This window comes from Parvibaculum sp. (genome assembly GCF_002684405.1).
GTDB lineage: Bacteria > Pseudomonadota > Alphaproteobacteria > Parvibaculales > Parvibaculaceae > Parvibaculum.
Genome location: NZ_NYVD01000107.1, coordinates 21,309 through 40,922 on the forward strand (window position 1 = coordinate 21,309; position 19,614 = coordinate 40,922).

21 protein-coding genes are annotated in these 19,614 nt (G+C 63.1%); 9 read left to right on the forward strand and 12 right to left on the reverse strand.

Annotated features, from left to right (window positions below; translation table 11 throughout):
* The first annotated feature begins 1 nt into the window (after position 1).
* A complete protein-coding gene (coaA, locus tag CMI59_RS09940; protein WP_293327914.1) occupies positions 2–976 on the forward strand; it encodes a type I pantothenate kinase in 975 nt (324 codons plus the stop codon).
* Between the two features lie 98 nt (positions 977–1,074).
* Here the strand turns inward: coaA and CMI59_RS09945 are convergent, their stop codons facing one another.
* On the reverse strand, positions 1,075–2,073 hold the full coding sequence (locus CMI59_RS09945; protein WP_293327917.1) for an adenosine kinase: 999 nt from the start codon (positions 2,071–2,073) through the stop codon (positions 1,075–1,077).
* Positions 2,074–2,236: 163 nt separating this feature from the next.
* On the opposite strand from CMI59_RS09945, the gene CMI59_RS09950 reads away from it, so the two are divergent.
* The gene (locus CMI59_RS09950) at positions 2,237–2,902 is read left to right on the forward strand and encodes a sulfate transporter family protein (RefSeq protein WP_293327920.1); all 666 of its coding nucleotides are present in this window, start codon (positions 2,237–2,239) and stop codon (positions 2,900–2,902) included.
* The gene (locus tag CMI59_RS09955; RefSeq protein ID WP_293327923.1) at positions 2,892–3,284 is read left to right on the forward strand and encodes a hypothetical protein; all 393 of its coding nucleotides are present in this window, start codon (positions 2,892–2,894) and stop codon (positions 3,282–3,284) included. The genes CMI59_RS09950 and CMI59_RS09955 overlap by 11 nt, the downstream gene beginning before the upstream one ends.
* A 132-nt stretch (positions 3,285–3,416) precedes the next feature.
* Here CMI59_RS09955 and nth read toward each other — a convergent pair whose 3' ends face one another.
* On the reverse strand, positions 3,417–4,064 hold the full coding sequence (gene nth / locus CMI59_RS09960) for an endonuclease III (RefSeq protein ID WP_293327926.1): 648 nt from the start codon (positions 4,062–4,064) through the stop codon (positions 3,417–3,419).
* A gap of 71 nt (positions 4,065–4,135) precedes the next feature.
* Between nth and CMI59_RS09965 the strand changes: the two genes are divergently transcribed.
* Entirely contained in the window at positions 4,136–4,681 is a 546-nt protein-coding gene (locus CMI59_RS09965; protein WP_293327929.1) for a DUF2244 domain-containing protein, read from the forward strand.
* A 4-nt stretch (positions 4,682–4,685) separates the two neighbouring features.
* Here CMI59_RS09965 and CMI59_RS09970 read toward each other — a convergent pair whose 3' ends face one another.
* The 6 genes from CMI59_RS09970 to dnaK form a co-directional block, all read right to left on the reverse strand.
* Positions 4,686–5,318 (reverse strand): 2,3-bisphosphoglycerate-dependent phosphoglycerate mutase, encoded by a 633-nt coding sequence (locus CMI59_RS09970; protein WP_293327932.1) that lies wholly within the window; start codon positions 5,316–5,318, stop codon positions 4,686–4,688.
* 128 nt (positions 5,319–5,446) lie between these two features.
* Complete coding sequence (gene dapB, locus CMI59_RS09975) at positions 5,447–6,262, reverse strand: 4-hydroxy-tetrahydrodipicolinate reductase (RefSeq protein ID WP_293327935.1); 816 nt, start codon at positions 6,260–6,262, stop codon at positions 5,447–5,449.
* Between the two features lie 66 nt (positions 6,263–6,328).
* Complete coding sequence (locus tag CMI59_RS09980) at positions 6,329–7,009, reverse strand: DUF4386 domain-containing protein (protein ID WP_293327938.1); 681 nt, start codon at positions 7,007–7,009, stop codon at positions 6,329–6,331.
* A gap of 19 nt (positions 7,010–7,028) precedes the next feature.
* Positions 7,029–7,454 (reverse strand): VOC family protein, encoded by a 426-nt coding sequence (locus CMI59_RS09985; RefSeq protein ID WP_293327941.1) that lies wholly within the window; start codon positions 7,452–7,454, stop codon positions 7,029–7,031.
* A 72-nt stretch (positions 7,455–7,526) separates the two neighbouring features.
* Positions 7,527–8,690 (reverse strand): molecular chaperone DnaJ, encoded by a 1,164-nt coding sequence (gene dnaJ, locus CMI59_RS09990; RefSeq protein WP_293327944.1) that lies wholly within the window; start codon positions 8,688–8,690, stop codon positions 7,527–7,529.
* Between the two features lie 94 nt (positions 8,691–8,784).
* The gene (gene dnaK / locus CMI59_RS09995) at positions 8,785–10,713 is read right to left on the reverse strand and encodes a molecular chaperone DnaK (protein ID WP_293327947.1); all 1,929 of its coding nucleotides are present in this window, start codon (positions 10,711–10,713) and stop codon (positions 8,785–8,787) included.
* Positions 10,714–11,056: 343 nt separating this feature from the next.
* Between dnaK and CMI59_RS10000 the strand changes: the two genes are divergently transcribed.
* The gene (locus tag CMI59_RS10000; RefSeq protein ID WP_293328022.1) at positions 11,057–11,659 is read left to right on the forward strand and encodes an alpha-ketoglutarate-dependent dioxygenase AlkB; all 603 of its coding nucleotides are present in this window, start codon (positions 11,057–11,059) and stop codon (positions 11,657–11,659) included.
* 131 nt (positions 11,660–11,790) lie between these two features.
* Positions 11,791–13,653 carry an alkaline phosphatase D family protein gene (locus CMI59_RS10005; RefSeq protein ID WP_293327950.1) on the forward strand — a complete coding sequence of 621 codons (1,863 nt, stop codon included), beginning with the start codon at positions 11,791–11,793 and terminating at the stop codon, positions 13,651–13,653.
* Positions 13,654–13,659: 6 nt separating this feature from the next.
* Here CMI59_RS10005 and CMI59_RS10010 read toward each other — a convergent pair whose 3' ends face one another.
* The 3 genes from CMI59_RS10010 to hrcA all read right to left on the reverse strand — a co-directional run bounded on the left by CMI59_RS10010 (position 13,660) and on the right by hrcA (position 16,269).
* Positions 13,660–14,364, reverse strand: coding sequence for an NnrU family protein (locus CMI59_RS10010; RefSeq protein ID WP_293327953.1), 705 nt, complete (start codon positions 14,362–14,364; stop codon positions 13,660–13,662).
* 116 nt (positions 14,365–14,480) lie between these two features.
* Entirely contained in the window at positions 14,481–15,122 is a 642-nt protein-coding gene (gene grpE, locus CMI59_RS10015; protein ID WP_293327955.1) for a nucleotide exchange factor GrpE, read from the reverse strand.
* Between the two features lie 88 nt (positions 15,123–15,210).
* Positions 15,211–16,269: a heat-inducible transcriptional repressor HrcA gene (gene hrcA, locus CMI59_RS10020; RefSeq protein WP_293327958.1), complete on the reverse strand. Its 1,059-nt coding sequence runs from the start codon at positions 16,267–16,269 to the stop codon at positions 15,211–15,213.
* Positions 16,270–16,460: 191 nt separating this feature from the next.
* Here hrcA and rph point away from each other — a divergent pair, with 191 nt between their 5' ends.
* Genes rph through hemW form a run of 3 tightly spaced genes read left to right on the forward strand, consistent with a single transcriptional unit; the run spans position 16,461 to position 18,963 of the window.
* Positions 16,461–17,174, forward strand: coding sequence for a ribonuclease PH (gene rph, locus CMI59_RS10025; protein ID WP_293327961.1), 714 nt, complete (start codon positions 16,461–16,463; stop codon positions 17,172–17,174).
* On the forward strand, positions 17,175–17,783 hold the full coding sequence (rdgB, locus tag CMI59_RS10030) for an RdgB/HAM1 family non-canonical purine NTP pyrophosphatase (RefSeq protein ID WP_293327964.1): 609 nt from the start codon (positions 17,175–17,177) through the stop codon (positions 17,781–17,783).
* A complete protein-coding gene (hemW, locus tag CMI59_RS10035) occupies positions 17,764–18,963 on the forward strand; it encodes a radical SAM family heme chaperone HemW (RefSeq protein WP_293327967.1) in 1,200 nt (399 codons plus the stop codon). The genes rdgB and hemW overlap by 20 nt, the downstream gene beginning before the upstream one ends.
* On the opposite strand, the gene maiA is transcribed toward hemW, so the two are convergent.
* On the reverse strand, positions 18,960–19,613 hold the full coding sequence (gene maiA, locus CMI59_RS10040) for a maleylacetoacetate isomerase (RefSeq protein ID WP_293327970.1): 654 nt from the start codon (positions 19,611–19,613) through the stop codon (positions 18,960–18,962). The genes hemW and maiA overlap by 4 nt on opposite strands.
* Position 19,614 lies beyond the last annotated feature (1 nt).

Consider the following 19,614-nt stretch of genomic DNA (forward strand, 5'->3'; position numbering starts at 1 on the left):
GATGCCCGACAGTGCGAGCCCTGATGGATTTGAAAAGGCGTCCACTCTTTCACCCTATCGCCATTTCACCGCCCAACGCTGGGGCAAGCTGCGTGAGGATACCCCGCTGCCGCTTTCGGCGGAGGACCTGGAACGCCTGAAGGGTTTCGGCGAACGCATCTCGCTGGCCGAGGTCGAGGAAATCTATCTCCCGCTGTCGCGTCTGCTGAACCTCTATGTCGCGGAGATGCAGGAACTCTACCGCGTCACCTCCGACTTTCTGGGCACCAAGCAAGCGAAAGTTCCCTACATCATTGGTGTGGCGGGTTCCGTCGCGGTGGGCAAGTCCACGACCTCGCGTATTCTTCAGGCACTGCTCGGGCGCTGGCCGAACCATCCCAAGGTGGATCTGATCACCACGGACGGTTTTCTCTATCCCAACGCCGTGTTGCTTGAGCGCAATCTGATGGAGCGCAAGGGCTTTCCGGAAAGCTTCGACATCAAGAAGCTGCTGCGCTTCCTGTCCAATGTGAAATCGGGCAGCGCGGAAGCCGCCGCGCCCGTCTATTCGCATCACACCTACGACATCGTGCCCGGCGACGAGATCGTCATTCGCAATCCCGACATTCTCATCGTCGAAGGGCTCAACGTGCTGCAGCCCTGGAAACCCGATGAGGGCGAAGACCCGGTGCCCTTCGTCTCGGACTTTTTCGACTTCTCCATCTATCTCGATGCGGATGAAGAGGCGATCCGGCGCTGGTATATCGAGCGTTTCATGAGCCTGCGGGAAACCTCCTTCAAGGATCCCAACGCCTATTTCCACCGCTATTCCCAGCTGTCGGACGAAGAAGCGATCGCCACGGCGGACCGCATCTGGACGTCGATCAACCTAGCGAATTTGCACAGGAACGTGCTCCCCACCCGCCAGCGCGCCGATCTCATCCTGCGCAAGGGCGACGACCACCGCATCCGCGACGTCTATCTGCGCAAGCTCTGAACGGCTCAACCGGCCAACGCAATCGGACAACTCAATCGGCCAATGAAAAACCCCCGGCCTTTCGACCGGGGGTTCGTCGTTTCGTTGTGCCGTCTGGCTTACGCCGCGAGGCCGCGTTCCTTCGCAAGCTCGGAAAGCTTCACCTCGGGCCGCGGGCCGACATGGGAGATCACCTCCGCCGCCGCCATATGGCCGAGGCGCGCGCATTCGACCGGGCTCTTGCCGCGCGACAGGCCGTAAAGGAAGCCGCCCGCATACTGGTCGCCCGCGCCCGTCGTATCGACGACCTTGGAGACCTTCTCGGCATCGGCGACATGCACTTCGCCATTGGCGACAACCACGGAACCGGCTTCGGAGCGCGTGATTGCGGCGAACTTGCAGTCCTTCAGCACCTTCTGCAGCGCCTCGTCGAAGACATCCGTCTCGTAGAGGGAGAGGATTTCCGCTTCATTGGCAAAGAGAAGATCGACTTCTTCCTTGGCGAGATTGCGGAACTCGTCGCGATAGCGGTCGACGCAGAAACTGTCGGACAGCGTCAGCGAGACGAGACGGTCGGCGCCATGCGCGATCTTCGCCGCTTCCAGGAAGGCTTCCTTCGCCTTGGGCGGATCCCACAGATAGCCTTCCATATAGGTGATGGCGGAAGCCGTGATGACGTCCGGATCGATATCGGCAACGGAAAGGTTCTGCGCCGCGCCGAGATAGGTGTTCATGCTGCGCTGGGCGTCGGGCGTCACCAGAATGAGGCAGCGCGCCGTCGGGTCGCCGTCGGTCGCAGGCTCGGAGGTGAAGTGCACGCCGAGCGAACGGATGTCATGGGTGAAGACATCGCCCAGCTGGTCCTTTCGCACCTTGCCGAAAAAGGCAGCCTTGCCGCCCAGCGATGCGAGACCCGCAATCGTGTTGGCGCAGGAGCCGCCGGACACTTCCGTGCCCTGTCCCATCTTCGAATAGAGCGTTTCCGCGCGCTCGGCGTCGATCAGCGTCATCGCGCCCTTTTCGATGCCGTTCGCGGTCAGGAAATCGTCATCCGCATGCGCGATCACATCCACGATCGCATTGCCGATGCCGGCCACGTCAAATTTCAGGTCGGTCATGATCCTCAGCTTGGTTGATACTTGGGTGGGTTCGCGCGGCAGTATAGGGATGTGGCGCGACATGTCCAAAAGCGCGGGTTTCTGCGGGTTTGCGCGGGAGACAGCGAGCCGTTAAGCTCGCCGCTTCCCGCCCCCGGGCCCTGGTGCAAAGGATGTTGAGCGAATGATCTCCGATGCGGTGCGCGCCCTGAGAGAAACCTTCTCTCCTTCCTTCCGTCGCGTCATGTGGATTTCGCTGGGCCTGACCGTCCTGCTGCTCGCCGTCTTCGGCGCGGGCGCGCAATGGGGGCTCAATGCGATGCCGCTCACGGGCACCGACTGGCTCGACACGATCATCGACATTCTGAGCCGCTTCATTGCGGTGGTGATCCTGATCCCGCTCGTCCTGCCGGTGACGACGCTGGTGGCCGGCCTTTTTCTGGAAAGCATCGCCGCGGAGGTGGAACAGAAGGACTACCCGTCCGACGTGCCGGGCAGGGATCAGCCCTTCTTCGCCTCCATCGTGACCGCGCTGCGCTTCACGCTGGTACTCATCGCTTTCAATCTCGTGGCGTTGCCCTTCTATTTCATCCCCATCGCCAATGTGATCGTCTTCTGGGGCATGAACGGCTATCTGGTGGGCCGCGAATATTTCGAGCTAGTGGCGCTGCGCCATCGCGACGCGAAGGACACGAAGGCGCTGCGCCGCAGGTACTTCATGAGCGTCTTCGTGGCAGGCATCGCCATTGCCGCCTTCGCCACTGTGCCGGTCCTCAACCTTTTTGCGCCGGTCTTCGGCACCGTCTTCATGGTCCATACCTATAAAAGGATAAATGCCCGTGCGGCCTGACTTGCGCCTCTGTCTCGTTCTGGGCGCGGCGCTCCTGCTCGCCGGCTGCCAGACGCCCCGTCAATATCCCGACGCGCGCGGTGGCGACGCAATGGCAAGCCTGCCCCCGCAACAGAAGCTGACGCCGGACCGTCTGGTCGGCGTCGAGCCGGACACCCTGGAACGGCGCCTCGGCAAGCCGGACTTCCGGCGCACCGAGCCGGGCTCGGAAATCTGGCAATATGGCGGAAGCGGCTGCTCGCTCTTTGTCTATTTCTATCCCGACGATCAGGGCCGGATGGGCTCGACCTATATCGACGCCCGCCGCCGCGAGGGTGGGTCGGCCGACAAGCAAAACTGTATCGACGAAGTGGCCTCGAAACGCTCTGCGCCGATGTCTTAGCAAGATGACGGCAGACCGGATGGACCCCGGATCAAGTCCGGGGTGACGGGCATATCGGGAACCTTGCCTAAATCTCCGGCGTCCTTCCGGGCTTGACCCGGAATCCATGCAGCATTGCGGTCGCGCACCGTGTCACGCCGCGACCGTCTTTCCCTTGAACAGGCAAAGATCGCTCACCGGACAGGCCGGGCAGTCGGGCTTGCGCGCCTTGCACACATAGCGCCCGTGCAGGATGAGCCAGTGATGGGCATGAAGGCGGAAGGCCTCCGGCACGCGCTTTTCGAGCTTTTGTTCGACCTCCAGCACATTCTTGCCCGGCGCGAGACCCGTCCGGTTGGAAACGCGGAAGATATGCGTGTCGACCGCAATGGTCGGTTCGCCGAAGGCGACGTTGAGCACCACATTGGCCGTCTTGCGCCCCACGCCCGGCAGCGCCTCCAGCGCCTCGCGCGAGCGCGGCACCTCGCCGCCATGCTGCGCGATAAGCTGTTCCGATAGCGCGATGACGTTCTTGGCCTTGTTGCGGTAAAGCCCGATGGTCTTGATGTGGTCGGTGAGCTTGCCGAGCCCCAGCTTTACCATCTTCTGTGGCGTGTCGACGATCTTGAAGAGCTTCTCGGTTGCCTTGTTGACGCCCTTGTCGGTCGCCTGTGCCGACAGCACCACGGCCACCAGCAGCGTATAGGGATTATGGTATTGAAGCTCCGTCTCCGGCTCCGGCAGCGCCTTTTGCAGACGGCGGAAAAACTCTTCAATAGCGGGCTTCTTCATCAGGGGCATGGGACAGGCTCTCCGGCTGCGGCGCTGCCGCGCATTGTCGGGCGGCGGATCGGACCCTATTCTATACAACCATGACACCATTGCCGGAACATCGCGGCGCCCAGCCTTTGCCGGCGGACGGGAGGCTGCATTTCAACGCCCTCATCACGCCCCATCGTTCGCTGGGGCGGCAGGGCTTCCTCGTCGTCATGGGGATCGTGGTCGGGGTAAACTTTCTGGCCGGTCTTCTTTTCGCGCTGAAAGGCGCCTGGCTCGTTGCGCCCTTTTGCGGGCTCGACGTGGCGCTGGTCTGGTGGGCGTTTCGCGCCAACTACCGCGCCGCCCGCGCGCATGAGACCGTCCAGCTCAGTGACAGCGAACTGATCGTGCGCCATGTGGACCAGTACGGGCGGGCGAAGGGCTATAGCTTCGAGCCTTACTGGGTGCGGCTGGACCTGAAGGAAAATCCCGACGAGACGACCGAACTCCGCCTGCGCAGCCATGGCCGCGATCTGGAAGTCGCCTCGTTCCTCTCCGTGCCCGAGCGCCGGGACTTCGCCAACGCGCTGTCCCGGGCCCTGCATGAATGGCGGGGCGCGCCCGAACATATGTCAGAGCACGCGCCGCTGACTCAGTGAACGCTCAGTGCGCCTCGCGCTCGATCAGCATCTTTTTCGAGAGCACTTTGCCGTTATCGTCCAGCTCATAGACGATCGGTGCGCCGGTCGCGATGTTGAGCTTGGTGATCTCGTCTTCCGAGAGCCCGTCGAGCTGCATGACCAGCGCGCGAAGCGAATTGCCATGCGCGGCAACCAGCACCTTCTCGCCCTTCAGCACACGCGGCAGAATGTTCGCCTCGTAATAAGGCAGCACGCGCTCCGCCGTCATCTTCAGGCTTTCGCCGCCGGGCGGGGGCACGTCGAAGGAACGGCGCCAGATATGGACCTGTTCCTCGCCCCATTTCTCGCGGGCGTCGTCCTTGTTGAGGCCGGAAAGATCGCCATAGTCGCGCTCGTTCAGCGCCTGGTCCTTCACGATCTCGATGTCGGTCTGGCCGAGTTCTTCCAGCAGGATGCGGTTCGTCTCCTGCGCGCGCGTCAGCGCGGAAGTGTAGGCGACGTCGAAATGATAGCCGCCCTTTTTCAGCGCTTCGCCGGCTTCCCGGGCCTCTTCCTTGCCCTGCTCGGTCAGCTCCGGATCGCGCCAGCCCGTGAAAAGGTTTTTCTTATTCCAGTCACTCTGTCCGTGGCGGACGAGAACAAGCAGGTTGGCCAAGGGTCGCTCCTTTGCTCTGTAGTCTGATGAAATTGGCGCGTTTAACGAAAACGTTGAAACGAGCCAGAGTTTTTGATTTTCGCGCTTCTTGTCCGAAAACCGGTTCCCGCTTTTCGGAAAGCGCTTGGTTAGTCGATGCCGAGTACGTCGGCCATGTCGTAAAGGCCGGGCTTGCGGCCCTGTGCCCATTGCGCAGCCTTGACGGCGCCGCGCGCGAAGATACCGCGATCTTCCGCGATGTGTCCGAGCACGAGGCGTTCATGCGCGCCGGCAAAGATCGCCTGATGTTCGCCGACCACCGAGCCGCCCCGGAGCGCGGCAAAGCCGATCGCGCCTTCCTTGCGTTCGCCGGTGATGCCGTCGCGCCCGCTCTCGAAATTGTCCTTGAGCGCGATGTTGCGCCCGTCCGCCGCCGCCTCGCCCAGCATCAATGCCGTGCCGGACGGCGCATCCACCTTGTGGCGATGATGCATTTCGACGATCTCGATATCCCATGTGGGGTCGAGCGACCGTGCCGCCTGGCGCACCAGCGCGGCGAGCAGGTTGACGCCGAGGCTCATATTGCCGGCCTTCACGATGATGGCGCCCTTGGCGGCCTCGGCGATTGTCGCCTCGTCCTCGTCGGTAAAGCCCGTGGTGGCGATCACATGTACCTTGCCCGTCTTCGCCGCTTCCTGCGCGAAGGCGACACTCGCCGCAGGGCGCGTGAAATCGATGATGGCGTCGCAATCGGCGATCGCGGCCGCGGCATCGCTGGTGGCAGTGAGGTCCAGCTTGTAGGCAAGACCGGCCAGCTCGCCGAGATCGGCGCCCAGATGCGGCGAGCCTTCCGCCTCGATACCGGCCCCGATGGCGACGCCCGGCATCTCATGCACGACCTTAAGGATCGTGCGTCCCATGCGTCCGGCGGCGCCGGTCACGGCTATCTTCAGGTCCTGGGTCATGCCTCATGCCTTTCAGTTGCCGGGGATATAGCAGGCGGAAGGGGCCGGGCCAAGTTGCGGGCAGCCTCAGGCGGCGCGTCTCGTTGGTAGCCCCTTGACGAGAAGCCACAGGCAAAAGCCGAGTTCCGCCGCAAGCGGCACTGCATAGGCCGGGGCGAACCCGCTCGACAGCGCCGGAGCGAGGATGCGCAGATAGCTGCCTGCGAGATAAACCCCGCCGGCGGCCATCAGCCCATAGCCGAAAACCCCGTGCAGCCAGCCTGAGCGCAGAAGCAGCCAGCCGGTGAGAAGGCAGTTCACGCCGAAAAAGACGAGGCCGAGATCGTAGCCGAAGCTGTGCAGCTCGAGCGAGCGGCGGGCCGTTTCGGTGCCGTTCCCGCCATCCCCGATGGCCAGAAGGGTCGCTTGCAGGTTGAGAAGATTGACCCCGAGGATCGCCGTCTGGATGAGGCGGAACGCCATGGCCATGAGCGCCACCGTGGCGTTCACCGGACGCAGCAGCAGAAAAAGGAGTACGGCCAGCGCCGCATCGCAGAGCGCCATGACGCTGTCCGCCGCAATGCCGAGACGGAAAAGTCCTTCATGCGCAGCGATCCCGGCCGCCGTCGCTGCGGCATCGCCCGGCGCGACGAGCGCGGCCCGGACGACCATCTCGCTCCAGATGCCGAGCATGATGATCGCGAGATAAAGCAGGCCTGCGAGGCGGGCGGCTTTCATCCGGTCGAAATCGCTGGCAAGGACGGTCATGGCTGGCTCCGGTGCAATGTCATCGGGGTCTTTTGCCGAGATTATCGAAAAATCGCAGCAAGTAGCCGTCCGGGTCTGCGACGACGAATTGAAGATTTCCGGCCTCCTGCTCTCCCTGCCTGTACCAGCGCTCTTCCAGCGGGATGGGGATAGAGAGGTCGGACGCCTGAGCATTGGCATACAGCGCTCGAACGTCCGGCACCTCGATCTGGAGGTTCATGCCCCGCCCGAAGGGGAACTCCATTGCAGCGCTGTGGAAGTTGCGCCCCGGTCCGGTCAGCTCTTCAAGCATGAGATGGGCCTTGCCAAGGGCGAGATAGGCGAAGCGTTCTTCGGGGCGAGAGTAGAGGACCTTGAAGGTGAACACTTCAGTGTAGACCTTCAGCGAGGCCTCCAGATCGGTCACATCAAGTTCGGGTACAATCGCAGGCGTTTCGACGGACATGTTCTCACCCGGCAGGCGGCATAACAAAAAAGGCCCCGCCGAAGCGGGGCCTTCCATCCTGAACCGGATCGGTCAGTTCTGGAAGCTGTCCCAGAAATCCTTCACCTTGGCGAAGAAGCCGGTGCTTTCGGGATTGTTGGCGTCGCTGGACGCTTCCTCGAACTCCTTCAGAAGCTCTTTCTGCTTCTTGGTGAGTTTCACCGGCGTTTCGACGGTGGCCTGGATATAGAGGTCGCCGAAATCGCGCGTATTGACGATGGGCATGCCCTTGCCGCGCAGGCGGAACTGGCGGCCGGTCTGGGCGCCTTCGGGCACCTTGACCTTGACCTTCTTGCCGCCGAGCGTCGGCACTTCGATCTCGCCGCCCAGCGCCGCCGTGGCGATGGAAATGGGCACCCGGCAGAACAGATCCGCCCCGTCGCGCTGGAACAGCGTGTGCGGGCGCACCGACAGGAAGATGTAGAGATCGCCGGGCGGGCCGCCGCGCAGCCCGGCCTCGCCCTCGCCCGACAGGCGGATGCGCGTGCCGTCTTCGACGCCCTGCGGAATATTCACCGAAAGCGTGCGTTCCTTCTCGATCCGGCCTGCGCCGTTGCACGCCTTGCAGGGCTTGTCGATGGTCTGGCCGCGGCCGTGGCAGGTCGGGCAGGTGCGTTCCACCGTAAAGAAGCCCTGGCTGGCGCGCACGCGCCCGTCGCCCTGGCAGGTCGGACAGGTGACGGGGCTCGACCCCGGCTCCGCGCCGCTGCCATGGCATTCTTCGCAGGTGACGGAGCCCGGCACGCGGATCTGCGCCTTTTTGCCGTCGAAGGCTTCTTCCAGCGTGATGTCGAGATTGTAGCGCAGGTCGTGACCGCGCATCCGGCCGCCATCGCCGCCGCGCCCGCGTCCGCCGCCGCCACGCCGTCCGCCCATGAATTCGCCGAACAGATCGTCGAAAATGTCGGACATGGAGGCGCCGAAATCGCCGTGGAAGCCCTGCTGGCCGCCTCGGGGACCGCCCATGCCGCCATCGAACGCGGCATGCCCGAACTGGTCGTAGGCCGCGCGGGACTGCTCGTCCTTCAAGACGTCATAGGCCTCGTTCAATTCCTTGAACTTGTTCTCGGCCTCGGCATCGCCGGCATTCTGGTCGGGGTGATATTTCTTGGCGAGAGACCGGTAGGCCTTTTTCAGCTCGTCGGCTGAGGCGTTCCGGTTCACGCCGAGGATTTCGTAATAGTCGCGCTTGGACATGAAGGATTACCCGGTGGGCGCTGAGCTTGGGCCCTGAAGCGGTTGAAGTCGGACGGGACGCGCAGACCGCATCCCGTCCACTTGTTGGAACTCCTTAGGAGTTCTTACCCTCATCCTTCTTGTCGTCATCCTCGACTTCCTCGAAGTCGGCATCGACAACATCGTCCTGCGAGCTGCCGGCCTCGTCGCCACCGGCGGCATTCGCCTCGGCATCAGCCTGCTGCTGCTTGTAGAGCGCTTCGCCAAGTTTCATCGAAACCTGGGTCAGGGCTTCCGTCTTCGCCTTGACGTCGTCGGCGGATCCGTCCTTGAGGGCCGTCTTCAGCTCCTCTGCGGCGGCTTCCACTTCCGACTTCACCTCGGCGTCGATCTTGTCCTTGTTCTCCTCCAGCGTCTTCTCGGTGGAGTGGACAAGCGCTTCGGCGTGGTTGCGGGTTTCGACTTCCTCACGCCGCTTCTTGTCTTCCTCGGCGTGGGATTCCGCGTCCTTCACCATCTGCTCGATGTCGGTTTCCGACAGACCGCCCGACGCTTCGATGCGGATGGTCTGCTCCTTGCCGGTCGCCTTGTCCTTGGCCGACACGTTCACGATGCCGTTGGCGTCGATGTCGAAGGCGACCTCGATCTGCGGCACGCCGCGTGGCGCGGAGGGAATGCCGACAAGGTCAAACTGGCCGAGCAGCTTGTTGTCTGCCGCCATCTCGCGTTCGCCCTGGAAGACGCGGATCGTCACCGCCGACTGATTGTCTTCAGCCGTGGAGAAGGTCTGTGCCTTCTTGGTGGGGATCGTCGTATTGCGGTCGATAAGGCGGGTGAACACGCCGCCCAGCGTTTCGATGCCGAGCGAAAGCGGCGTCACGTCGAGCAGCAGCACGTCCTTGACGTCGCCCTGCAGCACACCGGCCTGAATGGCGGCGCCCATCGCCACCACTTCGTCCGGGTTCACCGACATGTTCGGTTCCTTGCCGAAGAAGGCTTTCACCTTTTCGCGGATCTTCGGCATGCGGGTCTGACCGCCGACAAGCACCACTTCGTCGATCTGTCCGGCGTTCACGCCCGCATCTTTGAGCGCGGCCTTGCAGGGCTCGATCGTGCGCTCGATGAGCTTGTCCACCAGCGCTTCCAGCTTGGAGCGCGTGATCTTGAGGTTGAGATGCTTCGGGCCGGAGGCGTCCGCCGTGATGAAGGGCAGGTTCACTTCCGTCTGCGAGGACGAGGACAACTCGATCTTCGCTTTTTCAGCCGCCTCTTTCAGGCGCTGCAGCGCGAGTTTGTCTTCGCGCAGGTTGATCCCGTTTTCCTTCTTGAACTCATCGGCCAGATAGCCGACCAGCAGCATGTCGAAATCTTCGCCGCCGAGGAAGGTGTCGCCATTGGTGGCCTTCACCTCGAACACGCCGTCGCCGATTTCGAGGATCGAAATATCGAAGGTGCCGCCGCCAAGGTCGTAGACGGCGATGGTTTCGCCGCTCTTCTTGTCCAGGCCGTAGGCAAGCGAGGCCGCGGTCGGCTCGTTGATGATGCGGAGAACTTCAAGCCCTGCGATCTTGCCGGCGTCCTTGGTCGCCTGGCGCTGGGCGTCGTTGAAATAGGCCGGAACGGTGATGACGGCCTGTTCGACCTTCTCGCCGAGATAGCCTTCCGCGGTTTCCTTCATCTTCTGCAGGATGAAGGCGGAAATCTGCGAGGCGGAATATTTCTCGCCATGCGCTTCCACCCAGGCGTCGCCATTATCGGCGCGGACGATGCTGTAGGGCACCATCTCCTTGTCTTTCTGGGTGGTCGGGTCGTCATAGGCGCGACCGATAAGGCGCTTGATCGCAAAGAGCGTATTGGTGGGGTTGGTCACCGCCTGGCGTTTGGCGGACTGACCGACCAGCCTTTCGCCATCCTGCGTAAAGGCGACCATGGACGGTGTCGTCCGCGCGCCTTCGCTGTTTTCGATGACTTTGGCCTGATTGCCTTCCATGACCGCGACACACGAATTCGTCGTGCCAAGGTCAATGCCGATTACTTTTCCCATCGTGCTTCTGGTCCTCTTGTCTGTGGCAGGCCGGGCAAGCCCCGAATGCTGTCCGTTTCTCCGAAGAGACGTTACCAGCGCGGGCGCTTTGCGAGGGGGGATGGCGAACCGCCAACCCGCCCCGGACCGGCCCCCAAAGGGTCCTTTAGGGGTTGGAACTGGTTGCGCTGTATATAGGATTGGGTTCTACGGGCCGCAAGCGGTGATGCGGCAATTTGGTCACACTGGTTTTTCGGCCTGTTCCGGGATCTGCCATGTCGCATGAGCGGGTAAACGCATGATGACAGCCCCTGCATCGGCGGAAACGGCGCTGAAAGCAAGGCCCGGCGGCGTGGATACGGGCATGGCGGGGCTCGTGCTCTTTCCTCACGCGCTGGACGATGCGGCTCAGCAACACCTGGCTGCCGAATTGCGCGAAGCCGTCCGCGCCGCGCCGCCTTATCGCCCGGTCATGCCGCGCACCGGCCAGCCCTGGTCCATCACCCAGACAAATCTCGGGCCTCTGGGCTGGGTATCGGACGTCTCCGGCTATCGCTATGAGCCTCGCCACCCGGAAACGGGCCGCCCCTGGCCGGCCATACCCGAGAGCCTGTTGGCGCTCTGGGACGAGCTGACCGGCTACCCCGCCCCGCCGGAAGCCTGCCTCCTCAACATCTATCGCGGGCCGAAAGCCCGGATGGGCCTCCATCAGGACCGGGACGAAGAGGCGCTGGACGCCCCGGTCCTTTCCCTGTCGCTGGGCGACACATGCGTCTTCCGGGTGGGCGGATTCGCCCGCCGCGACAAATCGAAGAGTTTTAGATTGGCTTCCGGCGATGTGCTGCTGCTGGGCGGCGAAAGCCGCCTGCGCTTCCACGGCGTGGACCGGACGATCCCCGGCTCCTCCTCGCTGCTGGAAGGCGGCGGGCGCCTCAACATCACGCTGCGCCGCGTGACGAAACCCTGAGAATGCGCCTTTCCGGTCTTTCCGGGCAGGTTTTCATGCGCGTTCGCACCGGCAAAAAAACCGACATTATGGCTTGATAGGCTGACGATCATGTCGTGGCGATTGATCGGCAGTTCCTGGGGGTATCGAGCATGAGTTGGGATCGCTTTACCAGACGACAGACGCTTTTGGGCCTGACCGCGGTCGGCGGGCTCGGTCTGGCCGGCTGCGACGAGAAAAAACAGGCGGCGGAGACATTCGACGTCGCCTTCGGCCATGGCGTGGCCAGCGGCGACCCGAAAGGCGATGCCGTCATCATCTGGACGCGTGTGACCACGAGCGAAACCTCGCCCCTGCCCGTCCGGTGGATGGTGGCGGAAGACGCCGATTTCACAAAACCGGTCGCCGAGGGCGAAACGCAGGCAAGCGCGGCCCGCGATCATACGGTAAAGGTCGATGTGACGGGCCTGACGCCGGGCAGCGTCTATTATTATCGCTTCGCGGTGGGCGACACGCTTTCGCCTGTCGGGCTCACGAAAACGCTTCCCGCGGAAACGGAGCGCGCCCGCTTCGCGGTGATCTCCTGCTCGCATTATTCCTTCGGCTATTACCATGTCTATCGGGAAATCGCGGCAACGGACAACCTGGATGCCATCGTACACTTGGGCGATTACATCTACGAATATGGCGTCGACGGATATGGCGGGGATGTCGGCAAGGAACTCGGCCGCATGCACGAGCCCCCGCATGAGCTGCTGACGCTCGCCGACTACCGCACGCGATTTGCGCAATACCGATCCGACCCCGATCTGCAGGCCGCCCATGCCGCCGCCCCCTTCATCACCATCTGGGACGATCACGAAACGGCGAATAACAGCTGGATCGGCGGCGCGGGCAATCATGATCCCGCCACCGAAGGCACATGGGAGACGCGCCGCGATGCTGCGTTGAAGGCCTATTTCGAATGGATGCCCATGCGCGACCCCGCGCCCGGCAAGGCCTTCCATGCGCTCAACCGCTCCTATGAATACGGCAAAATCGCCTCGATCCATGTCATCGAAACGCGGCTCACGGGCCGCGACGAAGAGCTGAGCTACAGCGAGGACATGGTCTATGAGGAAACCGCCTTCGACCTCTCCCATCCGGACAATCCGGTTGTCGTGACAGGCGAGGCGTCCATGGGCCCGGACATCCGACGCGTGAAAACGCCCTATGACGCGGCGGGCGCACCGGTCCTCGACTATGCGCGCATGATGGAGTGGCAGGAAAGCGGACTGCCGGACGGTTACGCCTACAAGCCGGATGCCGAGCGCTTTCGCAAGGAGAAGCTGAACGATCCCGCCCGGCACATGATGGGCGAGACCCAGCAGGCCTGGCTCGCGGACGAGTTGAAAAACGCCCGGGCCCGGGACATCCAGTGGCAGGTTCTTGCCAATCAGATTGTCATGGCGCGCATGGATGCACCCGACTTCACCACAGCCTTTCCCGCCGACATCGTGGAAAAGGCGAGCGCCTCCAGTCCCTGGACGAAACGCTGGCTGGACAACACCAGGCTCGGCCTGCCCATCAATCTCGACGCCTGGGACGGCTATCCGGTGGCGCGCGAAAAGCTTTATGAAGGCGCGAAGGCGGCCGAAGCGAACCTGCTCGTGCTGGCCGGCGACAGCCATAATTTCTGGGCGAGCGACCTGCATGACGAGGCGGGCGATCTCGTCGCCGTCGAATTCGCCACGACCAGCGTCACGTCGCAATCGGGCTATCGCTATCTGGGCGACGATCCGCGCATCCCGGAGATCGCGGAAAAGGCCATGGTCTCGCATTGCCCGGAGGTGAAATACGCCAATGTCGAACATCACGGCTTCGTGCTGCTCGAGCTGACGGCGGAAAAGGCCGATGCGACCTATATGGCCGTGACCACCGTGCGTGAGAAAGAGTACCAACCCCTCTCGCTCGCCCGCTTCACGGTGACGGCCGAGAAGCCGGGCAAGCTCTCAGGCCTCAGGCGCGAGAGCTGACACCCCTCAATAGGGATACCAGCCCGGCACCGGCGTGACGTCGAAGAGCCACAGATGGGCATAGAACAGCGCGCCGAAAGCGACCAGGGCGGCGAGGATTCGCCACCAGCCAAGTTCGCCGATGGCCAGTTTGTTGCGCCCGGCGAAGATCGCCGCGAAAGGCAGGTTCGAGGTGGTCGCGACGAAGCTCTTCCAGCTCTCGCCGTAAAGCCGCTTGCGCTTGGCGTCGATCGAAAGCGTGCCCAGCGCCGCGAGCAACGTGAAGGTGCCGAAGAAGATGAGGGAAGCCTCATCGCCGTTCATCGCCATATGGGTGAGCCCCCAGATGATGACGGCCCAGAGAAAGGGGTGCCGCGTGATACGCAATATACCCTTCACCGTGCCGGGATTTTCCATCAACCCTTCCGCGCCGACCGAGGTCGGGTTGGGTGTGGTGAGGCCGATCACCCCGATCAGGAAGGCGAGCAGGATCAGAAGCGGCGCCGCATGCTTCAGCCCGTCCGGCGTCACCCAGTGAAGCTCGTTCGGTCCTTCCAGCGCCATATTGTAGGACCAGCACAGCCAAACGATGCCGGCCAGCGAGAGGAGCGAGAAGAACCCGCGATAGGGCCCCTCTCCCATGGCGCCGACCAGCCGGTCGCGCAGGGGCGTGCCCGAGATGATGAGATGAATACCCAGAAAAAACGCCGCAGCCGCCCAGAGCATGAGCATGATCGCCTCCCCTAATCTTGGTCCCGCATTCGGCCAATAACAGTGTTATAGATTAGGCCGAACGCTATGCACGTCAAGTAGTAGGGACCAAAAAACGGGTAGATGCCAGCCTGTGGTCAGGCGGAGGTGTCCACATTGGCGCCGGGGCCGCCCGATCCGCCGCCCTCTTCCGCCTTGGCGACGCCCACACGGGCCGCGCGCAGCAGCCGGTCGCCGATCATGTAACCGGCAGACATCACCTGCACCACCGTGCCCGCGGGCTGGCCGGTGCCGGGCACCTCGAACATGGCTTCGTGCAGGTTGGGATCGAATTTCTCGCCCTCGCCCGGCGTGATTTCCCGCACGCCATGGCGCTCGAAGGTGGTGAGGAGCTGACGGTCGGTCATTTCCACGCCCTCGATCATCGCCTTCACGCTGTCGGGCACCTGCGAGCGGTCGTCCTCGTTCAGCGCGGCAAGCGCCCGGCGCAGATTGTCGGACACCTCCAGCATGTCGCGGGCAAAGCTGGCGGCGGCGAATTTCACTGCATCCTGCTTGTCGCGCTCGGTACGCTTTCGGGTGTTTTCCATTTCGGCCGCCGCGCGCAGCAAGCGGTCCTTGAGATCGGAGACCTGCGCTTCCAGTTCCCCGACGAGATCGGTTTCAGGTGCGGCCTGTTCCGCCCCTTCGCCCGCGGCGGCCTGTTCGGCCTTCGCATCGCCGGGCGCGGCGTTTTCGGGGGTGTCGGCGTCCTGTGTCTTTTTTTCTTCGTCGCTCATGGTTTTCCGGTTCGAAAAAGGGATGGCGGCCTGATGGGCTCATGTGCGCGGCGCGGGCGGATATGTCAACCCGCCACGCCTAAACGGGCTATTTGATGAGGCGACCGATGAGTTTGGCGGTGTAGTCCACCATCGGAATGACCCGCGCATAGTTCAGCCGTGTCGGGCCGATCACGCCCAGCACGCCCACCACATGCTCATTGGCGTCCATATAGGGGCTCACGATCAGTGAGGAGCCCGACATGGAGAAAAGCTTGTTCTCCGAGCCGATGAAGATGCGCACGCCATCGGCGGATTCGGCGAGATCCAGAAGCTGGATAAGGTCGCGCTTGTTTTCCAGCGCATCGAAGAGATGGCGAATGCGCTCCAGATCATCCAGTGCGTGCAGATCTTCCAGCAGATGCGAGCGCCCGCGCACGATCAGCGATTTGGCCAGCGGGTCGTCATTGGAGGCCCGCCCGCCCGACCAGGTTGCCAGTCCGGCCTCGATCACCTTGGCGGTCAGCGAATTGAGTTCGGCCCGCTGCTTTTCAACCTCGCGGGCGAGAAAGCCCTTGGATTCCTCCAGCGTGCGTCCCCGCAAATGGGCGTTCAGATAATTCGTCGCCTCCGAAAGCGCCGAGGGCGTCAGCCCCTTGGGCATTTCGATCACGCGGTTTTCGACGCCCCCGCCTTCCGTGACGATCACGACCAGCGCGCGTTCCGCATCGATCGGCACAAACTCGATATGCTTCAGCGCATCGTCATGGGTCGGCGCGACGACGAAGCCCGCCGCATTGGAAAGCCCGGACAGAAGCCGCGTCGCCTCGTCCAGCACGTTTTCGACATCGCGGTCCGTGCCCGCGACCTGCGCCTCGATGGAACTGCGTTCCTCGTCGGAGAGGTCGCCGACCTCCAGAAGCCCGTCGACAAAGAGCCTGAGGCCCATATCGGTCGGCACGCGGCCGGCGCTGGTATGCGGCGAGAACAGGAGCCCCAGCGTCTCCAGATCCGACATCACATTGCGGATCGAAGCCGCCGACAGCGACATGGGCATGGTGCGCGAGAGGAAGCGCGAGCCGACCGGATCGCCGGTCTCCAGATACGCTTCGACGATATGGCGAAGGATCTCGCGCGAGCGTTCATTGAGATCCTTGACGGCGACCATGAATGTGCAAACTCCGAGGGACGATGTGAGAGACGGCGCGACGCGGTATAAGATATTGAAATTGCCGACTGAATCTAGGAACGGCTCGTCTGTCCGTCAATCCGCGACCGCTCCGCTTTACGCTGGCTTCGCCAGCCTGTAGGTAAGCGACACGAAAAATGCGGACAAGACAACAGAAACGGACCTGACCCATGCGACCTTCCGGCCGATCGCCGAACGAAATGCGCGCTGTGAGCTTCGAGCCCGGCATCGCCAAACACGCCGAGGGCTCCTGCCTGGTACGCTTCGGCGACACGCATGTGCTGTGCACCGCCTCGCTCGAAGAGCGCATTCCGCCCTGGCTGAAGGGCCGCGGCGAAGGCTGGGTGACGGCGGAATACGGCATGCTGCCCCGCTCCACCCATGAGCGCATGCGCCGCGAGGCAAATGCCGGCAAGCAGTCGGGCCGGACGCTGGAAATCCAGCGCCTGATCGGGCGCTCGCTGCGCGCCGTGGTGGATCTGCGCTCGCTGGGCGAACGCCAGATCACGGTCGATTGCGACGTGATCCAGGCCGATGGCGGCACGCGCACCGCCTCCATCACCGGCGGCTGGGTGGCCCTGCATCAGTGCATCCAGTGGATGAAGGCCCGCGACATGATTTCCGCGCCCGTGCTTAAGGATCACGTGGCGGCCATCTCCTGTGGCATCTATAACGGCAACTCAGTTGTCGATCTGGATTATGCCGAGGATTCCACTGCCGATACCGATGCGAATTTCGTGATGACGGGCAAGGGCGGTATCTGCGAAATCCAGGGCACGGCGGAAGGCGAGCCCTTCTCGGATGAGGAATTCACCTCCCTCCTGACCCTCGCCCGCACCGCGATCGCCGATCTCGTCGAGGCGCAGAAAAAGGCGATCGCTTAAATGACGCGGACATTCGAGCAAAACGGCAAGCTGGTTGTCGCCAGCCATAATCCGGGCAAGGTCCGCGAAATCGCCGATTTGCTCGCCCCCTTCGGCATCGAAACGATTTCGGCGGGCGAGCTGGACCTGCCCGAGCCGGAGGAAACCGGCACGACCTTCCGCGAAAACGCCGAGCTGAAGGCGCTGGCCGCCGCGAAAGCCGCGGACCTTCCCGCGCTGGCCGATGATTCCGGCCTTTGCGTGGGGGTGCTGAACGGCGCGCCAGGCATCTATTCCGCGCGCTGGGCAGGGCCGAAAAAGGATTTCGGCTTCGCCATGGAGAAGCTGCGTGTGTCGATCCTCGAAGCGGGCACGCATGATACCTCGGCCTGGTTCGTCTGCGGCCTGGCGCTCGCCTGGCCGGACGGGCATGTGGCGTATTTCGAGGGCCGGGTGGACGGCGAGGTCGTCTGGCCGCCGCGTGGCGACAAGGGCTTCGGTTACGATCCCATGTTCGTGCCCAAGGGGCATGACATCACTTTCGGCGAGATGGACCCGGCGAAAAAACACGCCATGTCCCATCGCGCCGACGCATTCCGGCAGCTCGTGGATGCCTGCTTCAAAAAGTGACAACAAAGTATCTGACATAGCGCCGGACAATGAGCCCGGTTTCGGCATCTATGTGCATTGGCCTTTCTGCCAGGCCAAATGTCCCTATTGCGATTTCAATTCCCATGTCGTCGCGCATATCGACCAGCCCCGCTGGGCCCGCGCGCTGGCGGGCGAGCTTGCCCGCTACCGCGAGCTGACGGGTCCGCGCGAGGTGACCTCGATCTTTTTCGGCGGCGGCACGCCGTCCCTCATGACGCCGGAGACGGTGGGAACGGTGATGGAGACCATCGCCCGGCTCTGGCATGTGCCGCAGGGCGTGGAGGCGACGCTGGAGGCCAATCCGACCAGCGTGGAGGCCGAAAATTTCCGTGGATACCGGGCGGCGGGCATCAACCGCCTGTCGCTGGGCGTGCAGTCCCTCGATGATGAGCAGCTGAAATTCCTCGGGCGGCTTCACAGCGCGCAGGAGGCGATGGCCGCCATTGCGCTGGCCCGTGAGATTTTTCCACGTCTGTCATTCGACCTTATTTATGCGCGCCCCGGCCAGACACCGCAGAGTTGGACAACCGAGTTGCGGGAGGCGCTGTCCCATGCGGCCGACCACCTCTCGCTCTACCAGCTCACCATCGAGGAAGGGACGGCCTTCGAACGCCTGTATGAAAAGGGGGCCTTCCGCCTGCCGGACGAGGAAGCGGCGGCGGCGCTTTATGCGCTGACCGCGGATATCTGTGCAGAAAAGGGGATGGCGGCCTATGAGGTCTCGAACTACGCCGTGCCCGGCGCGGAATGCGCCCATAATCTCGTCTATTGGCGATATGGCGATTATGTCGGCGTCGGCCCCGGCGCGCATGGCCGGTTGAGCCTGAACGGCAAGCGGATCGCCACCACGGCGCGCCGCATGCCCGGCGACTGGATCGAGGCGGTGGAAGAGACGGGCGACGGCACGCAGGGCACCGAAGAGGTGAGCCCGTCGGGGCAGGGCGACGAGATGGTCCTGATGGGCCTCAGGCTGGAAGAGGGCGTCTCGCTCGCCCGCTACGAGGCGCTGACCGGCAGGGCGCTTCCCGAAGAAAGGCTTGCCCGGCTGGAAGCGCAGCATCTGATCGGTCGCGAGCAGCGCGGCAACGACACCCGCCTCATCGCGACGCCGGAAGGCCGCATGGTGCTGGACGCGCTGCTGGGCGAATTGCTGGCCTAGCCTTCTTCGTAGTCGGGCTGGGCTTCGGGCGCGGCTTTCTGGAACGCGGGAAGCGTCTCGCAGCGTTCGACGATCTCCGCGAGCCGTGGATAGGGCGTCAGATCGACATTCATACGGCGGAGATTGCCATATTGCGGCACCAGTGCGATGTCCGCGACCGTGGGATAGTCGGCATAGGCAAAGCGCGTATCGGGAGCGTCTTTCAGCATCTCCTCCAGCGCGTGGCACCCGCGAACGGCCCAGCGCTTGTACCAGTCGGCCTGTGCCTGTGGTGGCAGCGCCAGATCCGTGCCGAGAAATTTGAAGATGCTCAGATTGAGCAGCGCGTGCATTTCGCCTGCCACCGTATTGGCAAAGGCCCGGGCCTGCGCGCGGATTGCCGGATCGCTCGGCAGAATGGAAGGCGCTGGATAAAGCTCTTCCAGGTATTCCAGGATTGCCATCGACTGGGTGAGGATCGTCCCGTCATGGTCGAGCGCCGGGATCAGACCCAGCGGATTGATCTTGAGATATTCCGGCGAAAGATGGGCTTCTTTCGGCGGCCGCGTGTCGATAGAGACGTAGTCGTACTCGATCCCCTTGAGATTGAGCACCGTGCGGACACGGTGGCCCGCCGAGTTTCGGAAGAAGGTGTAGAGCCGGAAACCCATC

Excerpts from the sequence above, each read along its gene's own strand:
- CMI59_RS09950 (WP_293327920.1), top strand. The coding sequence starts at position 2,237 with ATGATCTCCGATGCGGTGCGCGCCCTGAGAGAAACCTTCTCTCCTTCC.
- hemW (WP_293327967.1), top strand. The coding sequence starts at position 17,764 with ATGCCTGCTTCAAAAAGTGACAACAAAGTATCTGACATAGCGCCGGAC.
- maiA (WP_293327970.1), bottom strand. The coding sequence starts at position 19,613 with ATGGGTTTCCGGCTCTACACCTTCTTCCGAAACTCGGCGGGCCACCGT.
- CMI59_RS09945 (WP_293327917.1), bottom strand. The coding sequence starts at position 2,073 with ATGACCGACCTGAAATTTGACGTGGCCGGCATCGGCAATGCGATCGTG.
- CMI59_RS10010 (WP_293327953.1), bottom strand. The coding sequence starts at position 14,364 with ATGCTCATGCTCTGGGCGGCTGCGGCGTTTTTTCTGGGTATTCATCTC.
- CMI59_RS09965 (WP_293327929.1), top strand. The coding sequence starts at position 4,136 with ATGACACCATTGCCGGAACATCGCGGCGCCCAGCCTTTGCCGGCGGAC.
- dnaJ (WP_293327944.1), bottom strand. The coding sequence starts at position 8,690 with ATGTCCAAGCGCGACTATTACGAAATCCTCGGCGTGAACCGGAACGCC.
- rph (WP_293327961.1), top strand. The coding sequence starts at position 16,461 with ATGCGACCTTCCGGCCGATCGCCGAACGAAATGCGCGCTGTGAGCTTC.
- rdgB (WP_293327964.1), top strand. The coding sequence starts at position 17,175 with ATGACGCGGACATTCGAGCAAAACGGCAAGCTGGTTGTCGCCAGCCAT.
- hrcA (WP_293327958.1), bottom strand. The coding sequence starts at position 16,269 with ATGGTCGCCGTCAAGGATCTCAATGAACGCTCGCGCGAGATCCTTCGC.
- nth (WP_293327926.1), bottom strand. The coding sequence starts at position 4,064 with ATGCCCCTGATGAAGAAGCCCGCTATTGAAGAGTTTTTCCGCCGTCTG.
- coaA (WP_293327914.1), top strand. The coding sequence starts at position 2 with ATGCCCGACAGTGCGAGCCCTGATGGATTTGAAAAGGCGTCCACTCTT.
- dnaK (WP_293327947.1), bottom strand. The coding sequence starts at position 10,713 with ATGGGAAAAGTAATCGGCATTGACCTTGGCACGACGAATTCGTGTGTC.
- CMI59_RS09980 (WP_293327938.1), bottom strand. The coding sequence starts at position 7,009 with ATGACCGTCCTTGCCAGCGATTTCGACCGGATGAAAGCCGCCCGCCTC.
- dapB (WP_293327935.1), bottom strand. The coding sequence starts at position 6,262 with ATGACCCAGGACCTGAAGATAGCCGTGACCGGCGCCGCCGGACGCATG.
- CMI59_RS10000 (WP_293328022.1), top strand. The coding sequence starts at position 11,057 with ATGGCGGGGCTCGTGCTCTTTCCTCACGCGCTGGACGATGCGGCTCAG.
- grpE (WP_293327955.1), bottom strand. The coding sequence starts at position 15,122 with ATGAGCGACGAAGAAAAAAAGACACAGGACGCCGACACCCCCGAAAAC.
- CMI59_RS09985 (WP_293327941.1), bottom strand. The coding sequence starts at position 7,454 with ATGTCCGTCGAAACGCCTGCGATTGTACCCGAACTTGATGTGACCGAT.
- CMI59_RS10005 (WP_293327950.1), top strand. The coding sequence starts at position 11,791 with ATGAGTTGGGATCGCTTTACCAGACGACAGACGCTTTTGGGCCTGACC.